Below are 23210 nucleotides of genomic sequence, written 5' to 3'. Positions count from 1 at the left end.
TATCGGAGGATTTTACGTATGCCAAATCAGAATAAAAGTTGTCCACTTACTCATGTGTCCTCTAACTTGAGGGATAATGTAAACCATATTGAAAGCTCCTTTGGAAACAGCGGAGATATAATCATTAAAGAGCTATTATGGATGCAAAAATGGCCAGCAGCTTTGTTCTATATCGATGGTCTGATTAACACTCAATTGCTCCATGATTCCGTTCTGCGTTCATTAATGCGGGTAAACGAGCATCATGTACCGGAGGGTGCGGAACCGTTCGACTATTTAAAGGATCAAGTTTTGATTGCAGGTAACTCAGGTAGTGTGGACGAAATGGATGCCTTATTCAACCAGATGCTATCTGGCGGTATTATCATTTTGCTGGACGGATACGCAAAGGGCATATGGATTGATGCGGTCGGTTGGGAGGATCGCAATGTCAGCGAACCCCAATCCCAAAGTGTCGTACGGGGTCCAATGGAGGCTTTTACCGAAAATTTGCGTACCAATACCGCCCTAATTCGTAGGCGAATCCGCGATCCGCGTCTCTGGATGGAAACAAGACAGATCGGTCAAGTGACTCATACCAATGTGGCCGTGATGTATGTCAAAGGGATTGCTGACGAAGGAGTTATTCAGGAACTGAGAGAACGTCTGGACCGAATTGATATTGACGGGATTTTGGAAGGGGGTTACATCGAGGAGGAAATTCAGGATGAAACCTTCACCCCGTTTCCCACCATTTATAACAGCGAGCGCCCGGATTCGGTCGCTGCCAGCCTACTGGAGGGCCGAATCGCTATCTTGGTGGACGGGACCCCCTTTGTACTGTTGATACCCGCATTGTTCGTTCAATTTTTCCAGTCGGCGGAGGACTATTACCAGCGTGCTGACATCAGCACTTTGCTGCGTTTGCTGCGTTTCTTTTCCTTTTTTATCGCTTTGCTTGCACCAGCAGTTTATATTGCGGTAACTACCTTTCATCAAGAGATGATTCCTACAAACTTATTGGTCAGTCTCGCAGCACAAAGGGAAGGCGTACCGTTTCCAGCCTTTGTCGAGGCGATGCTCATGGAAATTACTTATGAAATTTTGCGTGAAGCAGGAGTCAGAATTCCGAGGACAGTCGGACAGGCTGTATCTATTGTAGGCACACTGGTCATTGGGCAAGCAGCCGTGGATGCGGGGGTTGTCTCGGCGGCTATGGTCATTATCGTGTCAATCACCGCCATCTCCAGCTATGTTATTCCAGAAAACGGCCTGTCGATAGCGGTTCGTATTATACGCTTCGCCTTAATGATGCTAGCCGCAGCCTTCGGGCTTCTTGGAATATTGATGGGTTTAATCGTGCTTTTACTGCACTTAACCAGTCTGCGATCGTTTGGAGTATCTTATATGAGCCCGTTTGGTCCCTATGTGGAAAGCGATATGAAAGATACACTGTTTCGCCTACCTTGGCCTCGCATGACGACACGGCCTCAATCCATTTCTATCCAAAATACGATCCGCCAAAAAACGAAAAAAAGACGGATTAGCCATAAACCAAATACCAGAAGGGATCAACCATGAAGCAGACCATACATTTGCTCATCGTCTGGGGGCTGATTGCTTTACTATTGGGTGGATGCTGGGATCGAACAGAATTAAACGAGTTGGGCATCGCTATTGGGATCGGAGTGGATATGGCAGGAGACCAGTATGAGGTGACGGCTCAGGTGGTCATTCCTTCTGCAGTAGCTTCCAAGTCCTCACCAAGTGCAGGCTCTCCGGTCGTTACTTATCAGGCAACTGCGCCCACGATTCATGAGGCTATTCAAAAAATGACGGATACAAGCCCGCGCTCCATCTATTTATCTCATATTCGTATGCTGATTTTAGGTGAAGAGTATGCGAGAAGAGGAATTTCTGATGCGATTGAAGCCTTGATGCGAGAGCCTTTTACTAGAAGTGACTTTTATATTGCGATAGCCAAAGATAACAAGGCTTCCACGATGTTAAAGATCCCCACTCCACTTGAAAAGTTACCGGCCAATAAAATGTTCGCTTCATTGGATACGTTAACCAAAACATGGGCTCCTGCCACCAAAGTAACCATGGATCAACTGCTGAGCGACTTGGCTAATCCTGACATCCAGTCCACTCTGCCCGCTTTGGAAGCTTTGGGAGATATAGAATCGTCTAATGAAAAAGGTATAGATAACACCAAAAGCATATCTCCTGGAACCATACTGAGGTTCTCCGGTATCGGTGTCTTAAAAAAAGACCGCTTGCTGGGCTGGATCAATGAACAAGACAGCAAAGGGTTCAATTACATTCGGAATACAGTGGAATCAACTACAGGACACGTCGACTGTCAGGGAGGGGGGAATATCGCCTTATTAGCCTTGAACAGCGAAACCCAAAAAAAAGTGATCATTCGCGATGGAGAACCTGTTATCTCCATATCTGTTACCAACGACAGCACTGTACGAGAGGTCAATTGTAAGCATATGAAATTAAGCAGTATGGCTGATATTAAAGAAATTGAGGCCGCAAGCAATGAAAAAATCGTTGAAATTATGAAGCATTCCGTAGAGACTGTTCGTCGTGAGTTTAAATCAGACATTTTCGGCTTTGGTCAGCTGATCCACCAGTCCAAACCAGAGCTTTGGAAAAGATTAAAAGAAGAAAAAGAAAATCCATTTATGGACTTACAGATTGAATATAAGGCAAAGACTACGATCAAAAAAATTGGTTCTTTGTTTGAATCGTTCCAAAAAGAAATGAAGGAGTGAGCTGTGTGGAGGAGAAAGGGCGTATCAGCATTACAAATATAGCCGTACTCGTATTTTTGAGTATTATCGGAGACTGCGTATTGGTGTATCCCTCCCTCATTACTAGCATATCCAAGCAGGATGCCTGGATCAGCTCATTTCTAAGCATCCCCGCAGGACTAGCTGTACTGCTGCTGCTCCTGCGGGTACACCAGCTATACCCTGAACTTACCTTTATTCAGCTCTGCCAGCGAATTTTGGGTCCGTGGCTAGGCGCCCTCATCTCAATATGGTATTTGTTCCATTTAATGATGAATTCAGCGATTTATTTAAGAGAAGTTGGAGATTTTATGAACAGCCAGACCTATGTGATGACACCTCTTCCCGTTATCAATTTACTCTTAATCCTTGTGCTTATGTGGGGGATATATATGGGGCTGGAGCCTATTGCACGTACTGCTCAAATGTTATTTCCTCTGTGCCTGGTTTTTACATTATTTTTAATCCTGTGCTTGCTTCCCCAATGTGAAAGTCAGCAGCTTAAGCCTATTATGGAGCAAGGTATTCCTAAGATTATGGAAGGCAGCATATTTGCGCTCTCCTACCCATTCGGAGAATTAGCTTTTTTACTCATGATTTTCCCCTATGTGAGCAAAAAACCGGGTCTAAAAAAATCAATTTTATTAGCCGGCCTTACTGCTAGCGTTCTGTTAAGCGTACTACTTCTGGTTTCTCTCATGGTTTTAGGCCCTTTTGTAACCGAAAACAGCGTGTACACCTCTTACACGCTTTCTAAAAAAATTAACATAGGAAACTTCTTACAGAGGGTTGAATCCATGATGAGCACAGCCTGGATTATCACTACTTTTGTTAAAACCATTTTACACTTCTATGCCTTTACACTGGGTATGACTCAACTGCTAAGACTGGACAATGTAAGGAGCTTTCTTGGCCCCAGCTTCATGATTCTATTTGGCTTGATTATCGTGTCGGCACCCAACATTACTTATTATCTGGATACGATCGTCCATGCCTGGATTTACTGGGATTTGACTGATTCCATTGTCCTTCCTTTGCTGCTGCTTGTCGTATACAAGTTTAGAACAAAAGGAAATCATAGCCTGGGACCTGGTTGACCCTCACCCTTAATGGAAGGAGCATACATATGCTGATCACCACTGTCATTATCTGTATCGGTCTAGCCATTGCTGCCAAAGATTTGCCAGGCTTGTACCGAAAACATCGCTTTAAGGATATGTTCGTGTACATCATTATGCTCGGATTAGGCACATGGCTTAGTGTCCTTGCGGCCAAATCAGAGGTTACGCCAAGCCCGCTGGTTCTGATTGAAATCATCTATAACCCTGTTAACGCTTTTGTGTCAAATATATTTGGTTTTTAGAAAGGAGGCAGCCACATGTTAAAAAAAGCACGTATTAGCGTTCGGCAAGTGACTGTCCTGATGTTCCTGAGTTTAATCGGGGATATGCTCTTAATCTATCCGACTATCATTACACATATTGCTCAGCAGGATGCCTGGATCAGCTCTATATTATCTATCCCGTTGGGCTTAGTTATCATTTATGTACTTATTCGCGTTCATGAGCTCTACCCGAATCTTTCGCTTATTGAAGCCATCCGCAAAATTTTGGGATCTGTGTTCGGGTCTATTGTTTCCTGCTGGTATCTGTTTTATTTTTTTATGGGTACCGCCCTTAATGCGAGAGAGGTAGGAGATTTTCTGAATACACAATTATTTGAAGAAACCCCTTTGAGCGTTCTACTGGCGATGGAAGTTTCACTACTGGTGCTTACTGCGCTAGCGGGAATTGAAGCCTTTAGTCGGGTTAGCGAGATGTTGCTACCTGTGTATGTACTCATCTTCTGTGGTCTGATCTTGGCACTCCTACCACAAATTCAGCTTTCTAATGTACGGCCTGTTTTGGAAAACGGGCTGGCTCCTGTTGCTAAAGGGATGGTTCCAGGCGCGGGAATGCCTTTTGCCGGCATGTCTATCATGCTCATGGTATTTCCTTTTGTAAACAAAAGAGGCCACTTTAAAAGAGATATGCTGCTGGCATCTCTCTTAGGCGGAGTGCTGATTACCCTCTTTTTACTGCTCTCCCTCCTTATCATTGGGCCCTTTGTGACCAACTACAGTCCATACATTTCTTCTGCACTTACAACAAAAATCAATGAGCTGAATTATATTACACGCATTGAGTCGCTTGTCTCATTAACCTGGGCACTGGCCGCTTTTTTCAAGGGAGTCATTTTCTTTTACGCGTTTACTTTCGGAACAACTCAGCTATTCCGAATTTCTAATATCCGTCCCTTTGTCATCCCCGCAGGAGGGCTTGTGTTTGGCATGACCATTTTGATAACCCCAAATGTGTTTTATTATGTAAGAACTCTTGTTTATCCCATGTCTACTTGGCATTATACCAACGGCTTGATCATTCCGCTTGTTTTATGGGGTGTTTATCTCTGCAAGCAAAAGTGGAAGCATCGACAAAACGCATCTAAAAATTAACAAAAACCTTTTGAAACCGATGCTTAAAAAAGCATAATCCGATTTCAAAAGGTTTTCTTGTATTCTTCACTTACGCCATATCCTGAATGTATGCCAGCGCAGCATCAATATGCCCTTTCACTCTTAAACCACGCCATTCATGAACTAAAATGCCATTTTCATCAACAAGGAACGTAGACCGAACAATACCCATGTACTGCTTGCCGTACATCTGTTTTTGCTGCCATACACCATACGTCTCAGCGACCTGATGCTCTTCATCAGATAACAACTGAAAAGGGAGTCCATACTTTGCAATAAACTTGTCATGCTGCTTGAGTGGATCTGGGCTAATCCCCAGAATCACCGTGTTCAAACCTTCAAACTCCGTATGTTTATCCCGAAAATCACAAGCCTGGGTCGAGCAGCTAGAGGTCAAATCCTTGGGATAGAAATACAGCAACACCCTACTGCCTCGATAATCAGACAGCTTGACACTCTTTCCTTCACTCCCAGGCAATTCAAAATCCGGTGCCTCTTGCCCAATAACGGTAAATATCGTGGACATCTCATCATCTCCTTTCTTGTGGGGGTTCTTATGTGATCCGCCCTTATGAGCCTGCGCCCCTGTAACGGCGAATCCCCCAGTTCCATGCCAGTAAGCCCAAGGTCAGAAAGACAATCCCCATCACAGGAGTTAAGAGCGCCATATGGCGCATGTCCTCTCGGTGAAGGAACAGGGAGGCTGGATATACGCCAACAAAAGCAAAAGGCAGTATCCAAGTCAGCACAACCTGAATGGCACGGTTATAGATCGTTACTGGATAACGTCCGTAGCCCTGAATATTGTACATGAGCGGGATAATTCCTGTAGGCGCATCCGAAAAGAACGAAAGAGAAGTCAAGATGGTGTATATGCCCGTATAGATTGCCACGGCACTTAGGCTCAAAATGATCAGCGCTGGTACGAACCACCACTCCATAGCCAAATCCATCTGTGCCCCGCTGATCCCCATAATAATCAGACCGATCACTGAGCCCACCAGCGCGGGCGGGTCCACATTTTCAAGGAAAATCTGGAACAGATTATATGCAGGACGAGTCATTACCCGGTCGAGCTCACCTTTCACAATATAACGTTCGCTAAAGTTCCAAAGATTCACAAAACAGCTGAATAGTCCGTAAGGAACCATGAAAAATCCATAAACGAACACGACTTCATTTTCACTCCAGCCCCCCAAACTGTCTGTATGCATAAAAATAACCAGGATAAAAATAAGATTCGTGGCCTGAAACAGCAGGTCTGAAATAACTTCTACCCAAAAGTCGGCCCGATAGGTGAGCCGTGACTTCATGTAATTTTTCAAATATTCGCTAATGAGACCCAAATAGTACATCATCGGCTTACCCTCCCTGCACGAACAGACGCCTGCGCGCCAGTCGCCAAATGATGATCATCGGCACGAGCAGAACGACCAGCCAAATGATTTGGATACCCAGTACATTCCAGATGCCAACGCCTTTTACACGTCCCGTAAATACAGAACCCGGCAAATAGGTTATCGCCTGAAACGGCATCCATTGGGCGATCGTCGCCAGCCAGCCTGGAAACAAACTAATTGGCAAAATCAACCCAGAAAACAGATCTACAACTACGCGCTTCATACGCATCATGCCCTCATTATTTTCGATAAAAAAGGCCGTTAATCCCGTAATAATATTAATCTGAGTGTTGATCATAAAGCTAAAAAACAGCATGACCAGAAAACCAACCCAGGCTACCGGATCCGTGGGAAGCTTCACCGGAAATAGCAGCATCGCAATCGCCATGCCTGGAATCATAAACAGCAGAAAACGGAACATACCCTCGCCGAGTCCTTGCATAAATTTAACAAGTACATAGTTATAAGGTCGGATCATCTGAATTGCAATGCTTCCATCACGTATATCCGTCGAGATCTCACGATCCAGATTGTTAAAATAAAAGGCTCTCGCCATCCACGATACTGCTACGTACGTCGTCATCTGAGCAGCGGTAAAGCCTCCAATGCTACCCGCATCGCCATATATCGCTTTGTATGTGAAATAATACACGCCAATATTCATGCAATAAATAAGGATTCCTGAATAATAGTTCACACGATACGCAAGCATCGTGAGAAATCGGATACGAATAAAATCGGTGTATACGCTAAGCATGAACTTTGGCCTCCACTATCGGATTGCCCTGGCGTTCAGCCGAACCAGACTGATAGATACTGCGGACGATATCATCCGTATTGGTTTCAATGATTTTGATATCCGTAATGTCCGTGCGACCGACTACGCAAGCGAGCACATCCGATACATTAATATGAAGAGGAATCCATACTTTGGCAGCCAAATCATTATCCATCGTCCAAGCCAGTGGCATATCAGCAGTCCATGCCTGTAATTGCTCCAATTGGGTCGATGTGCCAAACTGGAACCGTACTTCTCGACCTGTACCCCAACGCGCCTTCAGATCCTCCAGACCACCATCATAAATGATATTTCCATCATCCAGCATAATGACGCGCGAGCACAGCGCTTCAATATCCTGCAAATCATGGGTCGTCAGCAAAATAGTCGTACCGTGATCCCGGTTCATGTCCTTCAGAAACTCACGAATTTCGGATTTCACCATAATATCAAGCCCAATGGTCGGCTCGTCCAGAAAAACAATAGACGGATTGTGCAGCAAGGCAGCTACCAGCTCACAGCGCATCCTTTGCCCGAGACTAAGCTTGCGTACCGGGCGGCTTAGCAGATCCTGCAATTGCAGCCTCTCTACCAGCTCATCCAGCCTACGTTTGAAGTCGGTAGCCGGAACCTGATATACTTTCCGCAGTAGTTGAAAAGACTCGATCACACCGATGTCCCACCAAAGTTGACTGCGCTGACCGAAAACAACGCCAATGTTGCCTACAAATTTCTCGCGTTCCTCATAGGGGACATAACCGCCCACCTTGAGATGTCCCGATGTCGGCACGAGAATGCCTGTCAGCATCTTAATCGTGGTGGACTTTCCGGCGCCGTTCTCACCGATATAACCGCATATTTCTCCTTGCGGAATACGGAAAGATATATCTTTGACCGCGGCTACCTCGTTGTATTCGCGGGCGAATAAATCAAGGAAGGCACCCTTTAAGCCCTCGCGATTTTTTTGAACCTTGAATGTTTTGCGCAGATCCTGCACATCAATTGCCAGCATGTTATACCTCTCAATCAGGATTTGTAAAATCCATAGTTAAATTGATTGTGCTCCAAAAAGAAATTATAATGTAATGAACTGAAAAGCGAAAGGGAGAGCATCCATGACAAGCAGAACCAAAAGGACGATATGGTCGGTTCTAGCCGTGGTAATCGTCGCGATTGTCGGCTTTGCCGTGTACTATTTTACATCCATTTATAATCAGCTGGATAATCTGCATAAAGAGGGCGCTAACTCCCCCTTCAAAAATGTAAAGCAGGTCGATCAGGTTCGTACGCCAGAACCACCCAAGTGGGAAGGTACCGATATGGTTAACATTTTACTGATGGGTGTCGATGGGCGCGGTATCCAGAAAGGGGAAGTCCCCCGATCAGACAGCATGATGGTTGTATCACTGGACCCCGTTAAGAAAAAAATCCACCTGTTCTCTATTTTGCGTGATACGTACGTGGATATTCCCGGCTATGGAAAAAATCGAATTAACACTGCCATTACTCACGGACCCAACACGGCCATGAAGACGGCTGGCGACCTGTTAGGCATCCCGGTGCAATATTATGTGTACACGGATTTCCAGGGCTTTATCAAACTGGTGGATGCCGTAGGCGGGATTGATTTTGAAGTGGAAAAGGATATGCATTATACAAGTAATGCGGATAAACATCAGTACGATATTGATTTGAAAAAGGGCATGCAGCATCTAGATGGCAATACGGCGCTTCAATATGTGCGGTTCCGCCACGATGCAATGTCCGACTTCTCCCGATCAGGACGGCAACGGGCATTCTTGGAAGCCGTAGCCCAGAAAATGCAGACCACGACTTCCATCGCTAACTTGCCGAATATTTTAGAGCAGGTTAACCCGTACATCGACACGAATCTCAGTGTTAACGATATGTGGAAGCTGGCAAATGTGGGGTACCAAAGCAACTTTGCAGGCAGCGAACAGGTTCCACCGATGAAGATGCTCGGAGAAGAGAATGTGGGCGGCGCGGCAGTTCTTACTGTCCGCGATCCGGAAGAACTGAAAACGTATGTGCAGGATATATTTAATAATCCACCCACACAAACACAGGAACAAAACAAGGATCAGAACGAAACGAAACAGCCAGACAGTGCATCGTCTACCAAGAAGGATAAAGCTTCTTTTACAGGGGGCAGTAAAACCAGTAATGAGGATGCTTCCACACAATCAACAACAAAGACAGGTCAAAAAGAGCTATAATGATGTATGCAGGGGCAGCCGTGAACGCTGCCCTTTGGCGTGTGTATACCCTATTTTAATGAACGGAAAGGAAGTTTTTGATGATGAAACGGGAAAACTCCGAAGCACTATATAAAGAAGCCCTGGAGCATATTGTCGGGGGCGTTAACAGCCCTTCACGCTCCTTTAAAGCTGTGGGCGGCGGCGCTCCAGTATTCATGAAACGCGCTAAAGGTGCTCATTTCTGGGATGAGGATGATAATCGATATATCGACTATTTGGCGGCTTATGGCCCTATTATTACCGGACACGCCCATCCCCATATTACCAAGGCCATCAGCGAAGCGGCTGCGAACGGCGTATTGTACGGAACCTCAACAGTCTTGGAAATTAAACTGGCCAAGATGCTGAAGGAAGCAATTCCCTCCATGGACAAGGTCCGGTTTGTGAATTCTGGCACAGAAGCGGTTATGACGACGATTCGTGTGGCACGGGCCTATACTGGGCGGAACAAGATCATCAAATTCGCCGGCTGCTACCACGGTCACTCGGATCTGGTACTTGTAGCCGCAGGCTCCGGTCCTTCCACACTGGGCATACCGGACAGCGCAGGCATTACGACCAACATTGCGAGCGAGGTTATTACCGTGCCATTCAATGATCTCGACGCGTTGCGCCAAGCCTTGGAGCGTTGGAGCGACGATGTGGCGGCAGTCATGGTTGAGCCGATTGTCGGTAATTTCGGCATGGTTATGCCGCAGCCAGGCTATCTGGAAGGGCTCTGCTCGATGGCGCGTGCGAACGGCTCACTCGTCATTTATGACGAGGTCATTACCGCATTCCGATTCCACTTCGGTTCCACCCAAACGTATGCAGGTTTGGACAACCATGATGCGATTCAGCCAGATTTGACCGCGCTGGGCAAAATCATGGGTGGTGGTCTGCCGATTGGTGCCTACGGCGGCAGCAAGCACATCATGGAGCAGGTTGCCCCACTCGGCCCGGCTTATCAGGCGGGTACGATGGCCGGCAACCCGGCGTCCATCTCGTCAGGCATCGCCTGCCTTGAAGTCCTTCAAGGGGAAGGCGTGTACGAAGAGATGGAACGTCTGGCTGTGAGGCTGACTGACGGTATCCAGTCCTCTGCCGAACGCTACGGCGTGCCATTGACGATCAACCGTATTCGTGGAGCCTTCTCGACGCATTTCTGTGATCATCCGATCACGAATTACGCACAGGCGCAGGATACGGATAGCGAAGCATTCGCATCCTTCTTCCGTCACATGCTGGATCGCGGTATTCATCTGGCACCATCCAAGTACGAAGCTTGGTTCCTCACAACAGCGCATACGGACGAAGATGTGGATGCTACGCTGGAAGCGGCGGACGATTCGTTCCGGGCGATGTCACAAGGGAAGTAAACCCAGCAGTAAGTGATAAAATATGAATTATGATAAGAGCTGGAAGTAGTCTTAGGGAAGGGTATTCGACCTCTGGGACTTCGTTCCGGCTTTTTTCCATTTCACAACTGTACCCGTACAGTTGCAGATTTTATGGATTGTATCAGGTTGTGCCATCCGGGTATATTGAGAGAACAACAGGTTAAGGTCATGATTACGGAGGTTTATTATGCACAGTCGTTCCAGAAATGGAGCCGCCTATCTGGCAGCTCTCAGCTATGCAGCTATACTTGGATTTTCATTTTTATTTGTAAAATTGACAGTCACAGAGGCAAGCCCGCTGGATGTGATTGCCCATCGCTTTGCGCTGTCATTTATCGCTTTGACCATTCCCGTGTTGCTCGGTTGGATCAAGATCAACATCAAGATGCGTGACATTTTGCGCATTTTACCACTGGCGCTGCTCTCGCCATTAGTGTATTTTCCACTACAAGCCTTCGGGCTGATGAGCACTTCTTCATCGGAAGGTGGAATTATCCAAGCAACCGTTCCCATTTTTACGCTGCTGTTAGCTTCCTATTTTATTAAAGAGCGTACAACGGTAGTCCAAAAAATTTCCTTACTGCTCTCTGTCTTTGGCGTGGTTTTTATATTTGTGATGAAAAGCGGAGCACCGCTAGCATCCAATAGCTATGGCGGTATTCTTCTGCTCGTGCTTTCTGCGATATGCCTATCCGGCTATAATGTGCTGGCACGACCCTTAACACAAAAGTACAACCCAATGGAATTGACCTACGTTACCTCTATTTTGGGATGTATCGTTTTTAACGTGGTGGCACTGGGATATCATGCCATAGATGGCTCCATGAGCGCCTATACTGCTCCACTGGTGAAGCCTGGTTATTGGATGGCACTGATTTATCTGGGCATTCTGTCTACCCTCGTCACCTCGCTGTTATCGAGCTTTGCCTTGAAGTGGATCGAAGCCTCCAAAATGAGTGTGATCGGCAATTTATCCACCCTCATTTCCATGATTGCGGGTGCTTATATTTTGAAGGAGCAACTCGCCTACTATCACATTGTTGGGGCTGTGATAATCATCATCGGCGTGCTAGGTACCAATTTCGGAGGGCGAAAAAACTTCACGCCGATCAAAACAACTTCGTCAAAATCATAAAAAATGGGCTAAAAATAGACATTAATTTGCCTGCAAAAAAAGAAATCTCCCAGCTGCGCAATTCCAGCCTGGAGATTTCTTTTTTCACTTCTTAGTCCTCGTCGTGACTAGACCGGGTACGCCATGACACTCATTAACGCCAATTCCGGCTGTGTCGTGTCCAATCTGCTATACTGTACGATGATGGGCACATCGCTAGTGACCGTAATTGCGTAAGGAATACCTACCGGAATCTGCTCGCCGGATTTCTCCAACGAGGCTGTTCGGATATGACGGGTTCGTCTTCCTTCCACCACCTCGATCAATCCCTCCAATGGCTCGCGGTCTTCAAAATAGATGTCTATACTCAGATTTGCCACACGGCTCCCACAATTCAGCACGCATATACTCTCATGACTGAGCAGCCCTCCCCGGCTTTCCGGTGGAATATACCCATCGGGGATAACCCAGAATAGGCTGCCTCGCGGCTGATTAGCTACTTTTCCATGAGAAAGCTCCTGAGAAAGTTCAGTATCTCCCATGCTATCGGCCTCCTTTGACCTATGAATACTTTCGTTTCCCTATGTCCCTTCTTCTAGCCGTACGGATTCTCCTTGGTACGCAACAGTTGAGCCAGAAAAGCAAGCGCCAATCCCTGACCCCATCCCTGAATGCGTTTATATGGAACGTTTCGATAGCCGTCAATATCGTTCATTACAGCAGTTCCAGCGGATACCCCCGTTACTGTGCCGTCGTCCTTAATGCGGGAAAGAATACCGTCGATCGCCTTTTGGGTGTATTTGTTAAACAATCTTCCTTGCATAAGCAAGGCAGTCGCAATTCCTGCCGAGCCCGAGGTTTCCAGATAAGAGGTATCATCGTTCAGCACCGTATGCCACAGCCCTTCTGGGGATTGCAGCCGCACCAGTGCATTGAGCTGGTCACGTAGCGAGCCGTCGATGATCATATAAGATGGATGCTGCACCTCCACCAATTTCAGCGCTTTTGCCATCGTGAGGGCTGCCCATGAATTGCCGCGCGTCCAATATATTCCTGACATCCGGCTTTGATTCGCATGATCCCATCCGTGATAATACAGATTCGTATCCGGGTCCTGCAAAAATTCTTCATGCCCGTGATATTGACGAACCCCATCCTCCCAATACTCCTTGTTGCCCAACAGATGACCGATGCGCAGCAAGTAATAACCTGCCATAAACATCGTATCCACCCATGCTTGCTGCGGAAATACATCATGAAGTGAATTCACCGTATGCTGGAAAATGCCGTCGGCAAATCGCTCCGCTTTTTGGGCCAAAAATTCTGCCATCTCGATGGCAATATCAAGGTATTTTTGCTCACCTGTGGCCTGATAAAGCGTCAACAAACAGTGCCCGACAGAAACGCCGTTCACCGAAAGAGATGGAAGTCCATCCTCGATATTTTCGTCAACCCATTCTTTCAGCTTGGTCAAATACTTTTCGTTCCCTGTCGCTTCATACGCTTCGCATACTCCGTAAAAGGCGACTCCACCCGGCCAATCCCAGCTGTAGTGCATTTGAAATGTGCGTTCTACGACCCGGTCGATCACCTGCTTAACTTGTTCTTCATCAAAAATCAATGCAGGCATTTCCACGTCTCCCCCTTTGGTAAGTTTCACGTGAGTTACCTCCTTGACGCCCGTACATGAAAAGGTCATCCTTCAACGTAAATACATGCGCAGCGGTTGCAAATCCAGTTCCTTCACAGCATCCACCACCATGTCTGCAATACGAACCGCGCCATTCTCATGAAAATGCGTGTTATCCTCTAAGCCGCTGGAAAAGTTCATGTATTCACCAGGCAGTAGCCACATAAAAAGCTCTTTACTCTCTTCGGGACCTAGCTGCTCATATAACTCCTGTGTGCGGGCAGACAAATCAATTAGCGGCGCATTCGCTTCTTCCGCCAGCTCACGAACCGCTGTTACATAGTCACCATGTGTGTCAGATAGCGTACCATCCTCGTTAAAATAGCGACGATGTACGGGCGTGACCAGTACCGGGGTTGCCCCATGGCTTCTTGCGCCGTCGATGTAGAGGCGAAGATGCTCCTTGTAGGTTGTAAAAGGCTCTGTAGCCCGCTCTGGATCAGGCTTCTGATCATTATGACCGAACTGGATGAACAGGAAATCTCCTGCCTTTATTTCGCCCAAAATGACATCCAGCCTTCCTTCGTCCACGAAGCTTTTGGAGCTTCGTCCCGATACGGCATGATTATCCACGCAGACATCATGCTTGAACAGGGCGGGCAAAGCCTGGCCCCAGCCAGTATACGGATAGCCGAATGCGTCCTGATCCGTAACCGTGGAATCTCCGGCTAGGAATAGCCGGAGGGTCTGTGGCGCTGGCGCAATCTCCAGCGCATTGAGCCGTGGCGCAGTGCCTGACACGGTGAGGCGTAGTTTGCCACCCCGGACAGGCACCGCAAACAGTGCTTCGGTGAACTGGCCCGGCAGCGTGTGTACTGGGGGAAGCATGTGCTTGCCTTCACCAGCCTTGAATCGCGTGAGCGTTTCCGCCTGCGAATCGCCGACCAGTACGGTGACGAGATACATCCCGTCTGGCACATCTGCAACAAATGCAGCGTTCAGTGGAATACAAAAGCTGCTTCGTAGCCGCGTGCGTGCATCCTTGGCTGCACTCTGCCTTTTTCGACCGTACACATGCTCCGTAGTCTCAAAGCCATAGCCCTGTTCAGTTGTATATAAGCAATCCGGAGACACTCCCTTGTAGCCATCTGCAGGCTCCCCCGGACCAAAATCAAACTTCCACAATTTACTCACCTCTCAGCCATCGCCCTCAAATCCCGTCCATTCAATCGTACAATCCCGGATGCCTTCCATTTCCACTCGTAAGCTTCATGTCCTCACGCTATGGATTTTGGATCTTACCCCTTCAAACCACTCGTACTCATTCCTTCTACAATTTGCTTCTGGAATGCGAAGAATACAGCGATAACTGGAAGCAGGCTTAGGATAGACATCGCGAACATTCCTCCCCAGTTGGAAGCCGACTCGCTGTCGAGGAACATCTTGAGTGCAATAGATACGGTATATTTCTCTGGCGAATTCAGATACAGTACCGGACCAAGCAAATCCTCCCACTTCCAGTAGAAAGAGAAGATTGCCGCTGTAGCCAACGACGATTTAAGTAAGGGTAAAATAATTCTGAAATACAGCCGGAACTTGCCGCATCCGTCAATCGTCGCCGCCTCATCCAACTCTGCTGGAATCGTCCGTATAAACTGCACCATCAGAAAGATGAAGAACGGCATCCCGAAGAAGGAGGGTACCACTAACGGTAAGATCGTATTGATCCAACCGAGCTTGGTGAAAATAATATATTGCGGTACCAGTACCACATCCCCTGGTAGCATAAGCGTCACCATCATCAAAGCAAACCACAAGTTACGCCCTTTGAATTTCAAGCGTGCGAAGCCAAATGCGATCAATGAGGAGGAAAGCACAGCTCCAATCGTTGAAATCACCACGATCGTGAGCGAGTTCAGAATGTACGTGCCAAAGTTGTAGCCAGTCGTCCCTTTCCAACCTGTTACATAGTTTTGCCAGATCCATTCTGTAGGGAAAAGCGAGGATGCCGTGACGAATATCGTCCGACTTTCTTTAAACGAGCTGAACAGCATCCAAAAAACGGGATAAAGCATCAGGAGCGCCAGTGCAGCAACCAGTATGTGATAAATTGGCCATTTGACCGTTTTCCATGCCATCAGTATCAGCGCCCCTTTTCCGTTTCATAAAATACCCAGTATCTGGAGGTTATAAATAAAATCGCTGTCAGTATCCCAATCATAATGAGCATGACCCAGGCCATGGCTGCCGCATATCCCATGTTGCTGAACATAAACGCCTGCCGGAACAGATACAGAGAATGCAACATCGTTCCATCCATCGGGCCTCCTTCACCCTTAGAAATAACATAAGCCGGGACGAAGGTCATAAAAGCGCTGATCGTCTGCATAATCAGATTAAATAGAATAATGGGGCTAAGCAACGGCAGCGTAATACTGAAAAATTTTCGTACTGGCTTAGCGCCATCTACACTGGACGCCTCGTACAATTCAACAGGAATGTTCTTTAAACCTGCCAGAAAAATCAGCATGGAGGAGCCAAATTGCCATACGGACAGGGTGATCAGCATCGTAAGCGAAGCATCCGGATCACCAAACCATTTCACCGGAGTCGCCCCTAAGGTCGAAAGCAGGCTGTTCACTATGCCGTTATTACTGAAAATGTTCCGCCACATAATGGATACCGCAACGCTACCTCCGATAATGGATGGCAGATAGTACATTGTCCGATAGGTGCCGACCATGCGCGATTTGGTATTCAAAATCATAGCCACAAATAGCGCGAAAATCAGTCGCAACGGTACACCGACCAATACATACGTAAACGTGACCCTGATCGAATTCCAGTATTTCGGGTCGCCTGTGAACATTTTTTCGAAGTTACCCAGGCCAATCCATTTGGGCGGGGTGAACAGGTTGTAGGTGGTAAAGGACAGATACAGCGAAATAAACATTGGAATTAACGTAAACGCCAGAAAGCCCACAATAAACGGGCTGATAAACGCATATCCGGTCATATTGGCTTTCAAGCTCTGATGATTTCGCAAGCTCATCAAGCCTCCCTTCTGTTGCATTTAAAGAATTGGTAAAATTTTATAGTGTTAATAATTCGTTGTTATATGAATATTATTGTGATATCTACAAAGGGTGCTTATGCAGTTGGTTCGTCGAATCAACCGTGCGCAATCATGCTTTGGACTACGCACGGTTAACTTAACGAAACGTTCCTTGGATCTTGTCGTTCTTGTGCTAAAACGATGTCAGATATCCTAAAGGTCTCATTGCGCTCATTATTGCTTGTTATTCGCAAGGATAGTATTCGCATCAGCCCGGAATTTGGCCGCTGCGTCTTCAGCCGTCATCTGTCCGAAATTGACCTGCTCAATATAATCGGTCAGAGTCGCAATCACTTCCGGCGATCCGACTGGTGGCGGCGGGCTCATTGGAGAAGCCTTCGGCTCCATGGAAGCTACAAATTCAAACACCTGCTTCGTAGGCTCGCTTAACTCTGGCGCAACAGCCTCCTTGATTTTGGAGGAAATCGGCACGCCCCGTTCGCCTTTAATCAATTTATTCGCTTCTACATCATTCATCCAGAAATCAATAAACTTTGCGGCCTCATCCTTCACCTGTGAACGGGAAGCAACCGTCCAGTACATCGTAGGCTGCATGTATACGCCTTTTTCCATATTCGGCCCAAACATTGGAGCCAGTGCCATTGGGCGGTTAACAACCTGCTGTAAGCCCACATACTGATTGGACCACTGCCAAATGCCGATGCCTGTTCCTTTTACGATATCGGATTCCTCAAGAATCCCCTTGGTCTGGTTCATAATTTCAGGAGGCGGGGTCGCTCCCTTCTTAATCAGATCAGCCAATCCGCTGAAGAAGTCAACAAACAGCTTATCGTCGTCATACCCCAATCCTGTTCCTTCCGCATTGTAGAGAGTCTTTCCTTGCGTACGCAAATAGTAGTGGAAGAAAATATCAGCAGCCATCGAGCTGTCAAAGTATACTTTATTGGAACCAGCCTTTAAAGCCAGTTCTTTGTACTGATCCCATGTCCAGTTGTCAGGGATTTTGTCTATACCCGCTTTTTTGAGCAACGCCGGGTCATACTGGAAACCCAGGACATTGACACCGGTTGGAATACCATATTGCTTTCCGGCAATTACGCCGGTTTTGAGTACATTTTCGGTCACATCAGCGACCTGAATTTTTTGATTCAAGTAAGGCGCGAGATCCTCCAGTTGACCATTTTTCGCATATTGGCTAATGTACGAAATGTCCATTTGCACGATATCAGGCAACTGATTAGCCGCAGCCTGCGGGGCGAGCTTTTTCCAATAGTCATCAAAAGAGGCATATTCCACATCAATCGTTACATTTGGATTTTTCTGCTTATACAAATCAACGACCTTCTGCGTGTATTCATGACGCGTATCCGATCCCCACCAAGCGATACGTAACTTTACTTTCCCGTCTGCACTTGTGCCCGAATTGCTGCCGCCGTCCGCTCCGCTACATGCCGTCGTCAAAACGAGCAGCATAGCTATGATCAGAAACCATCCCTTTTTGCCCACCTATCTCTCCCCTTTTCGCTGTTCTAGAAAGGAGCCAAATCACGAGTGACAACGCATTTCCGCAATTTTGACAGCGTTTACATTAGCTCCTGTTGTTATTTTCCCAAAAGCCGAGAAACATTGGAATACACAAATCAGGTTTCCTAAGTTAAAAAAACAGAGGGGCTTGCTTGTACCTATAAAAGCCGAACTTAAAAGTTTCTTATCGTGCCACTACGCAGTTGGATAGTGCTTCCCATCGCCACCGCCCCCGGATTTCTGGAATTAAGCATATGATCAAGGTAGAAATCCGGGGACAAAAGCGACCGCTTCGCTTGTACAGCACCATTCCACCTACTCCGTTTATAAGCCCCCGTTATTCTGAACCATTAGTGGAAATGGGTATATCATGCTTTAGGCATTTTGTCTTCCTTAACAATCTACCGATATATAATAAAAAGGAGGATGAATTACATGAAATTCAAAGCTGGTTCTGCTGGAAGACATATCAGATTAGAGTACGGTGCAAACGGACATTTTATGGCTCTGGGAAGCATCTCGCTTGAAACCTTTAGTAAGGTTAGAAAAAAACTGGTTAATGAAGCTACTATAGAAGAAATAAGGGACTTGAGAGCGGGTATTGCATCTCAAGTAAAGTTTTCTCAACAACTTACCTTGATTCTAGCCATTACTTCCTTTATATTAACATTTGCATTATCCCCAATAACTTTTTATCTACAACAGTTCTCTAAAACAATAGATTGGACCCATGAGTACATAGTTATATTGCATAAAGAAAAGCTACAAAATATAAATAGTATTGAGGAAAAAGAACAGTATTTGAGTGATGAGTTGAAGAAAGAGAAAACAAATTACAATGCTGAATTAAGTAAATTACAAGATGCACACCTTGAAGAAATATCTAAAATAATAGCACCTTTGGTACTTATATTTGCAGCATTAATTTATAGAAACAAATGGCTATATAGTTTAGAACAATGTATTAACGAAGCATTTATAGAAAAATCAGAGCTACTAAAAAAAACAAAAGAACAAAGGGAGAAGGTATTGCAAGAACGAAAAAATTCACGGTATAAAATCTGAGTGTCGACTTGTTATTTGATATCGTCCGCATGCTTAAAAAACTTGGACTTATACAACGTGATGTAGCTTAGAAAGCACTCGAGTCCAAGCGACAAGACTAGGAACTTCAACGTCTGTATCCTCTATGGAGACTATAATGAAAGTAGTACTTGCTTTGGGCTTCAAACCTGAGTTTGAAGAATCAACTAATGAACAAGCTGCATATAAATTGTCACACGTGTAAACTTTAACGTTAATATGATGTATACCTGAAAGTTTAAGGGAGCCGTGAGCTCCTTTTTTCTTTTTTTAGGAAGGAAGTTAGAACTAGACTTGCCCGCTCATCCCCGTTCATGTGATTTAATATACTCGGAAGGCGTCATACCCGCCCACTTTTTGAACACCTGGCTAAAATATTGCGCGTTCCCACCGAAGCCGAACCATTCCGCCAGTTCAAATACCTTCACGTCCCCGGTCTCTCGAATATGCTCAGCCGCACGTTCGATCCGATAACGATTGACGTAGTGTGAAAAGTTTTCACCTGTCACTTTTTTGAAAATTTTTCCTAAGTAGTCGGAATTCATATACAGCATTTGACCTGCCACTCCGTTCAGCGACAGATCGGATTTTCTGTAGTTTTGCTCAATAATAGTGATCATTTTATCAACGGTGGAAGATTGGCGATACACATTACTTTTATAATAGATTGCGGTCATTCGTTCGGCAGCTTCCTGTACAAAAGATTTGAGACATGCCAGCGTTTTTTGCTCTGCCAGCACCACCATTCGGCTCGTAAACGCTGCACGCTCTTCTTCAGGGCATATACGAATCATAGCAGCATAGAGCTGAAGCACATAGGAGCGGGTCACGGAAATTTCCAGCTTCATACGGGACAGAATACCGAACAACCGATCCACTTCCTGTGCAACCTCCACCGTATTTCCAGCCTTGATCAGCAGACCGAACTTCTCCTCGTCCAGCTCCAAATCTGCCATCTCCCGGGTATCCTCAGCCGCTAAATCCTCCTTCGTAATCAGACTGCCTTCCCCGGTGTAAAAACGGTGATTCATACAATGCAGTGTCTCCCGATACATCCCCCGTGAATGCTGCATACTATCCGACTCACTAACTGCGACCGTTACCTCCAGCTTGTAAAAGCGATGAAATGTCGCACGTACCGCTTCAATCTGTTTCATAAACCGTGACGTGTCATCCTCACTTTCCAGCACGATGAGCAATTGCCCCTGCATGGTCGTACTGAGCAAGACATCATCCATCAAATCTGCCGCTATATTTTGCAATGCAAACAAATGCTCCGGCTCATGTGATTCCTCCACCCGCAGCAGTAGCATTCGAACCTGCTTATCTTGCAATTCAAGTCCGAATAACCGCTCATAAAATGCGATATCGCGGCTACCGTAAGTTTTATAGGAAATAAACTCCTTCAAAAAGTGTTCCTTCACATGAGGCAGCATACGCTGAAAATCTAGCTTCATCCGGTTTACAAACTGCTTGCGTTCTTCCTGCTCCTCCCGCTCCTGCCCCAACTCGGTCAGAGCCTCATGAATTTGCCGCTCATTGCATGGCTTCAGCAAGTAGTGCTTCACCCCGTATTGCATGGCCCGACAGGCATAATCAAAATCTTTGTAACCAGACAACAGAATGAAACGAACGTCTGGAAAATGCTCCGTCGTTTTGGCAACCAGTCCGATACCGTCCAGTCCAGGCATAGAGATGTCGCTGATCACAAAATCAGGCGGGCTGGCCTGAATCTGATCATAAGCCTCAATCCCATTACGTGCTGTACCAACTAGTCTCGTTCCCGCTTTGCCCCAATCAACCACCTGTGATATGCCTTCCAAAATCATACGCTCATCATCAACCAGTAGCACCTTGTACACGACCCTGATCCCCTTTCACATATGGAATACAGACATGAATTGACGTTCCTGTTCCTGACTCGCTATGCAGCTCTATCCCCCAAGGTGTACCAAATGTCAGGTTAATCCGTTCCTGAATATTCGTAAGTCCAATGCCCTGCCCACGAGTCATGACCTGCCCGCTCCGCAGCTTTTCCAAGAAATCAGGCGTCATTCCCGGTCCGTCATCTTCAACTTGCAGAAATAGAGCCCCCTCGCTTTCTCTCGCAATAATAGCAATCCGACAGGGTTCAATTCGCGGCTCCAACGCATAATGGATGGCATTCTCCACCAAGGGCTGAAGCGTTAGCTTCGGAATTTGTGCATCCATCAGTTCTTCCGGGACATCCAGATGGAAAACGAGACGTTCATCAAAACGTGTTTTTTGGATCGTTACGTAGCTCCTTACAATATCCAGTTCTTTTCGAAGCGGAATCAGCTGCTCTTCAAAACTGACCGCACTACGCAATAGAAAAGCAAGTGCTTCCACCATCTCTGAAATCCGATCCTGCTTATTGGCCTTGGCGAGCCAGTTCACGGATTCCAGCGTGTTGTATAAAAAATGTGGATTAATCTGTGCCTGTAATGCCTTTAGCTCTGTTTCCCGCAGTAATAGCTGCTTGGCAACATTCTCATTAATGAGCTCACGAATGCGACGAATCATTTTCTTATATGTCCGATGTAACAAGCCTACCTCATCCTGTGTGGAAAGGGGGACCGCGCCAAGTGCTTCTTCTTCCAAACGGTCGAGATCGCCTTTTTCTATTTTACGCATGTTCTGGATTAGTTGAACGATCGGTTTGGTAATGCTCCCTGACAACCTAGCCCCCAGTGCCAATGCGATAAGAAGCATAATAACAAAAATAGCGCTTACAACTTCTTTGATGATCGTAATACTGCGAAACATATCATCGAAGGGGGTCATATGCAAATACGTCCACCCCGTATAAGAGGATTTGATTTGAGCAGCGAAAAAGGTTCCTCCTGAGTAGGTCGCAATCCCGTAAGGCTGCTTTCGGCCAAGCTCCGCCTGGATATCACTCTCACTCAAAAGTGGTGTTTCGGGATAAATCATCCGTCTTCCATCTGTAATCATCAGTTGTCCGTCACGGCCGGAGGTCTGCACACGATCCGCTACAATCCGGTCAATTCGCACACGAATCGCAAGCGTTCCGAGCCCATTCAGTGTAAAATTGGAATCGGTAAAGGATTTGAACTGCCGAGCGGCCAGCAAGGAGGAATGACCTGCCGCATACCATGCATTGGAACCGTCATGTTCGTCTGCCAGCTCCGACAGGGTGGATCGAAGCTCCTGGGGAATACCTTCGCGGTTGCCCGCGCTCATGACCTGTCCCTCTTTGTCGATGACTATCATAGAATAGACATAGGTCTCAGAGCCGGCAAAGGCGACGAGCCTATTCGTTATTTTTTTACGCAGCACCATTTTGGTATAAGGTGACGTTTCCTTTTCCAATTGCAGCAAATAACGTTGGAGCTGCTCGTCCGTTGTTACCTTGAAAGTAACTTTTTCCACATCCTTCAGCTCATTTTCTATGCCGATTGAAGAAATATTGAGTACTTCGGATGTTTTTTTGTACATTTGATTATCATAAATATGAAATACGTACTTAAGTATGACTGCAACAACTGCAAAATTAACCAGCATAAGCACCGTAATCAGCAGTACCATTTTATGATGGATTCCAGCATTTTTGTAAGCGCTTTTAAAGTAGGTAATCAGTGAATGTCGCCTCCTTTATAACATACAA

The 23210-nt window shown here is 46.3% G+C and carries 21 protein-coding genes; 9 read left to right on the top strand and 12 right to left on the bottom strand.

The window, feature by feature from the left end; translation table 11 throughout:
- Nucleotides 1–18 precede the first annotated feature (18 nt).
- Genes MHI21_RS04135 through MHI21_RS04115 form a run of 5 tightly spaced genes read left to right on the top strand, consistent with a single transcriptional unit; the run spans nt 19 to nt 5277 of the window.
- Nucleotides 19–1560: a spore germination protein gene (locus MHI21_RS04135; protein ID WP_342419492.1), complete on the top strand. Its 1542-nt coding sequence runs from the start codon at nt 19–21 to the stop codon at nt 1558–1560.
- Nucleotides 1557–2765, top strand: a complete 1209-nt coding sequence (locus tag MHI21_RS04130; RefSeq protein ID WP_341162270.1) for a Ger(x)C family spore germination protein — start codon at nt 1557–1559, stop codon at nt 2763–2765. Before MHI21_RS04135 ends, MHI21_RS04130 begins: the two co-directional genes overlap by 4 nt.
- A gap of 5 nt (nt 2766–2770) precedes the next feature.
- Nucleotides 2771–3880 carry an endospore germination permease gene (locus MHI21_RS04125; RefSeq protein ID WP_341162271.1) on the top strand — a complete coding sequence of 370 codons (1110 nt, stop codon included), beginning with the start codon at nt 2771–2773 and terminating at the stop codon, nt 3878–3880.
- A gap of 29 nt (nt 3881–3909) precedes the next feature.
- The gene (locus MHI21_RS04120; RefSeq protein ID WP_341162272.1) at nt 3910–4146 is read left to right on the top strand and encodes a hypothetical protein; all 237 of its coding nucleotides are present in this window, start codon (nt 3910–3912) and stop codon (nt 4144–4146) included.
- Nucleotides 4147–4161: 15 nt separating this feature from the next.
- Complete coding sequence (locus tag MHI21_RS04115; protein ID WP_342419491.1) at nt 4162–5277, top strand: endospore germination permease; 1116 nt, start codon at nt 4162–4164, stop codon at nt 5275–5277.
- Nucleotides 5278–5347: 70 nt separating this feature from the next.
- On the opposite strand, the gene bcp is transcribed toward MHI21_RS04115, so the two are convergent.
- The 4 genes from bcp to MHI21_RS04095 are packed head-to-tail and all read right to left on the bottom strand — an operon-like array spanning nt 5348 to nt 8488.
- Nucleotides 5348–5824 carry a thioredoxin-dependent thiol peroxidase gene (gene bcp, locus MHI21_RS04110; RefSeq protein WP_342419490.1) on the bottom strand — a complete coding sequence of 159 codons (477 nt, stop codon included), beginning with the start codon at nt 5822–5824 and terminating at the stop codon, nt 5348–5350.
- A 43-nt stretch (nt 5825–5867) separates the two neighbouring features.
- A complete protein-coding gene (locus tag MHI21_RS04105) occupies nt 5868–6656 on the bottom strand; it encodes an ABC-2 family transporter protein (protein ID WP_342419489.1) in 789 nt (262 codons plus the stop codon).
- 4 nt (nt 6657–6660) lie between these two features.
- Nucleotides 6661–7455 (bottom strand): ABC-2 family transporter protein, encoded by a 795-nt coding sequence (locus MHI21_RS04100; RefSeq protein WP_053324641.1) that lies wholly within the window; start codon nt 7453–7455, stop codon nt 6661–6663.
- Nucleotides 7448–8488: an ABC transporter ATP-binding protein gene (locus MHI21_RS04095; RefSeq protein WP_028540997.1), complete on the bottom strand. Its 1041-nt coding sequence runs from the start codon at nt 8486–8488 to the stop codon at nt 7448–7450. The genes MHI21_RS04100 and MHI21_RS04095 overlap by 8 nt, the downstream gene beginning before the upstream one ends.
- 103 nt (nt 8489–8591) lie before the next feature.
- Between MHI21_RS04095 and MHI21_RS04090 the strand changes: the two genes are divergently transcribed.
- The 3 genes from MHI21_RS04090 (at nt 8592) to MHI21_RS04080 (ending at nt 12269) form a co-directional block, all read left to right on the top strand.
- Nucleotides 8592–9713, top strand: coding sequence for an LCP family protein (locus MHI21_RS04090; protein WP_069291107.1), 1122 nt, complete (start codon nt 8592–8594; stop codon nt 9711–9713).
- Nucleotides 9714–9796: 83 nt separating this feature from the next.
- On the top strand, nt 9797–11113 hold the full coding sequence (locus MHI21_RS04085) for a glutamate-1-semialdehyde 2,1-aminomutase (RefSeq protein ID WP_269465967.1): 1317 nt from the start codon (nt 9797–9799) through the stop codon (nt 11111–11113).
- Nucleotides 11114–11321: 208 nt separating this feature from the next.
- The gene (locus MHI21_RS04080) at nt 11322–12269 is read left to right on the top strand and encodes a DMT family transporter (RefSeq protein ID WP_342419488.1); all 948 of its coding nucleotides are present in this window, start codon (nt 11322–11324) and stop codon (nt 12267–12269) included.
- A 107-nt stretch (nt 12270–12376) separates the two neighbouring features.
- Here the strand turns inward: MHI21_RS04080 and MHI21_RS04075 are convergent, their stop codons facing one another.
- The 6 genes from MHI21_RS04075 to MHI21_RS04050 all read right to left on the bottom strand — a co-directional run bounded on the left by MHI21_RS04075 (nt 12377) and on the right by MHI21_RS04050 (nt 18460).
- Nucleotides 12377–12790 carry a sensory rhodopsin transducer gene (locus MHI21_RS04075; protein WP_342419487.1) on the bottom strand — a complete coding sequence of 138 codons (414 nt, stop codon included), beginning with the start codon at nt 12788–12790 and terminating at the stop codon, nt 12377–12379.
- Between the two features lie 53 nt (nt 12791–12843).
- A complete protein-coding gene (locus tag MHI21_RS04070; protein ID WP_342420172.1) occupies nt 12844–13878 on the bottom strand; it encodes a glycoside hydrolase family 88 protein in 1035 nt (344 codons plus the stop codon).
- Between the two features lie 72 nt (nt 13879–13950).
- Entirely contained in the window at nt 13951–15063 is a 1113-nt protein-coding gene (locus MHI21_RS04065) for a rhamnogalacturonan acetylesterase (protein ID WP_342420171.1), read from the bottom strand.
- A 113-nt stretch (nt 15064–15176) separates the two neighbouring features.
- Nucleotides 15177–16016, bottom strand: a complete 840-nt coding sequence (locus tag MHI21_RS04060) for a carbohydrate ABC transporter permease (protein ID WP_023987016.1) — start codon at nt 16014–16016, stop codon at nt 15177–15179.
- A gap of 5 nt (nt 16017–16021) precedes the next feature.
- A complete protein-coding gene (locus tag MHI21_RS04055; protein ID WP_023987015.1) occupies nt 16022–16930 on the bottom strand; it encodes a sugar ABC transporter permease in 909 nt (302 codons plus the stop codon).
- A 237-nt stretch (nt 16931–17167) separates the two neighbouring features.
- Nucleotides 17168–18460, bottom strand: coding sequence for an extracellular solute-binding protein (locus MHI21_RS04050; protein WP_069291103.1), 1293 nt, complete (start codon nt 18458–18460; stop codon nt 17168–17170).
- A gap of 453 nt (nt 18461–18913) precedes the next feature.
- On the opposite strand from MHI21_RS04050, the gene MHI21_RS04045 reads away from it, so the two are divergent.
- Nucleotides 18914–19543 (top strand): hypothetical protein, encoded by a 630-nt coding sequence (locus MHI21_RS04045; RefSeq protein WP_342419486.1) that lies wholly within the window; start codon nt 18914–18916, stop codon nt 19541–19543.
- A gap of 320 nt (nt 19544–19863) precedes the next feature.
- Here the strand turns inward: MHI21_RS04045 and MHI21_RS04040 are convergent, their stop codons facing one another.
- Both MHI21_RS04040 and MHI21_RS04035 read right to left on the bottom strand, forming a co-directional pair.
- Nucleotides 19864–21423, bottom strand: coding sequence for a response regulator (locus tag MHI21_RS04040; protein ID WP_023987013.1), 1560 nt, complete (start codon nt 21421–21423; stop codon nt 19864–19866).
- On the bottom strand, nt 21401–23131 hold the full coding sequence (locus MHI21_RS04035; RefSeq protein ID WP_342419485.1) for a histidine kinase: 1731 nt from the start codon (nt 23129–23131) through the stop codon (nt 21401–21403). Before MHI21_RS04035 ends, MHI21_RS04040 begins: the two co-directional genes overlap by 23 nt.
- Between the last annotated feature and the right edge of the window lie 79 nt (nt 23132–23210).

The organism is Paenibacillus sp. FSL H8-0168 (genome assembly GCF_038592955.1).
Classification (GTDB): domain Bacteria; phylum Bacillota; class Bacilli; order Paenibacillales; family Paenibacillaceae; genus Paenibacillus; species Paenibacillus polymyxa_B.
Note: the sequence above shows the minus strand (reverse complement) of the source record. Positions and strands in the feature narration are given on the sequence as shown.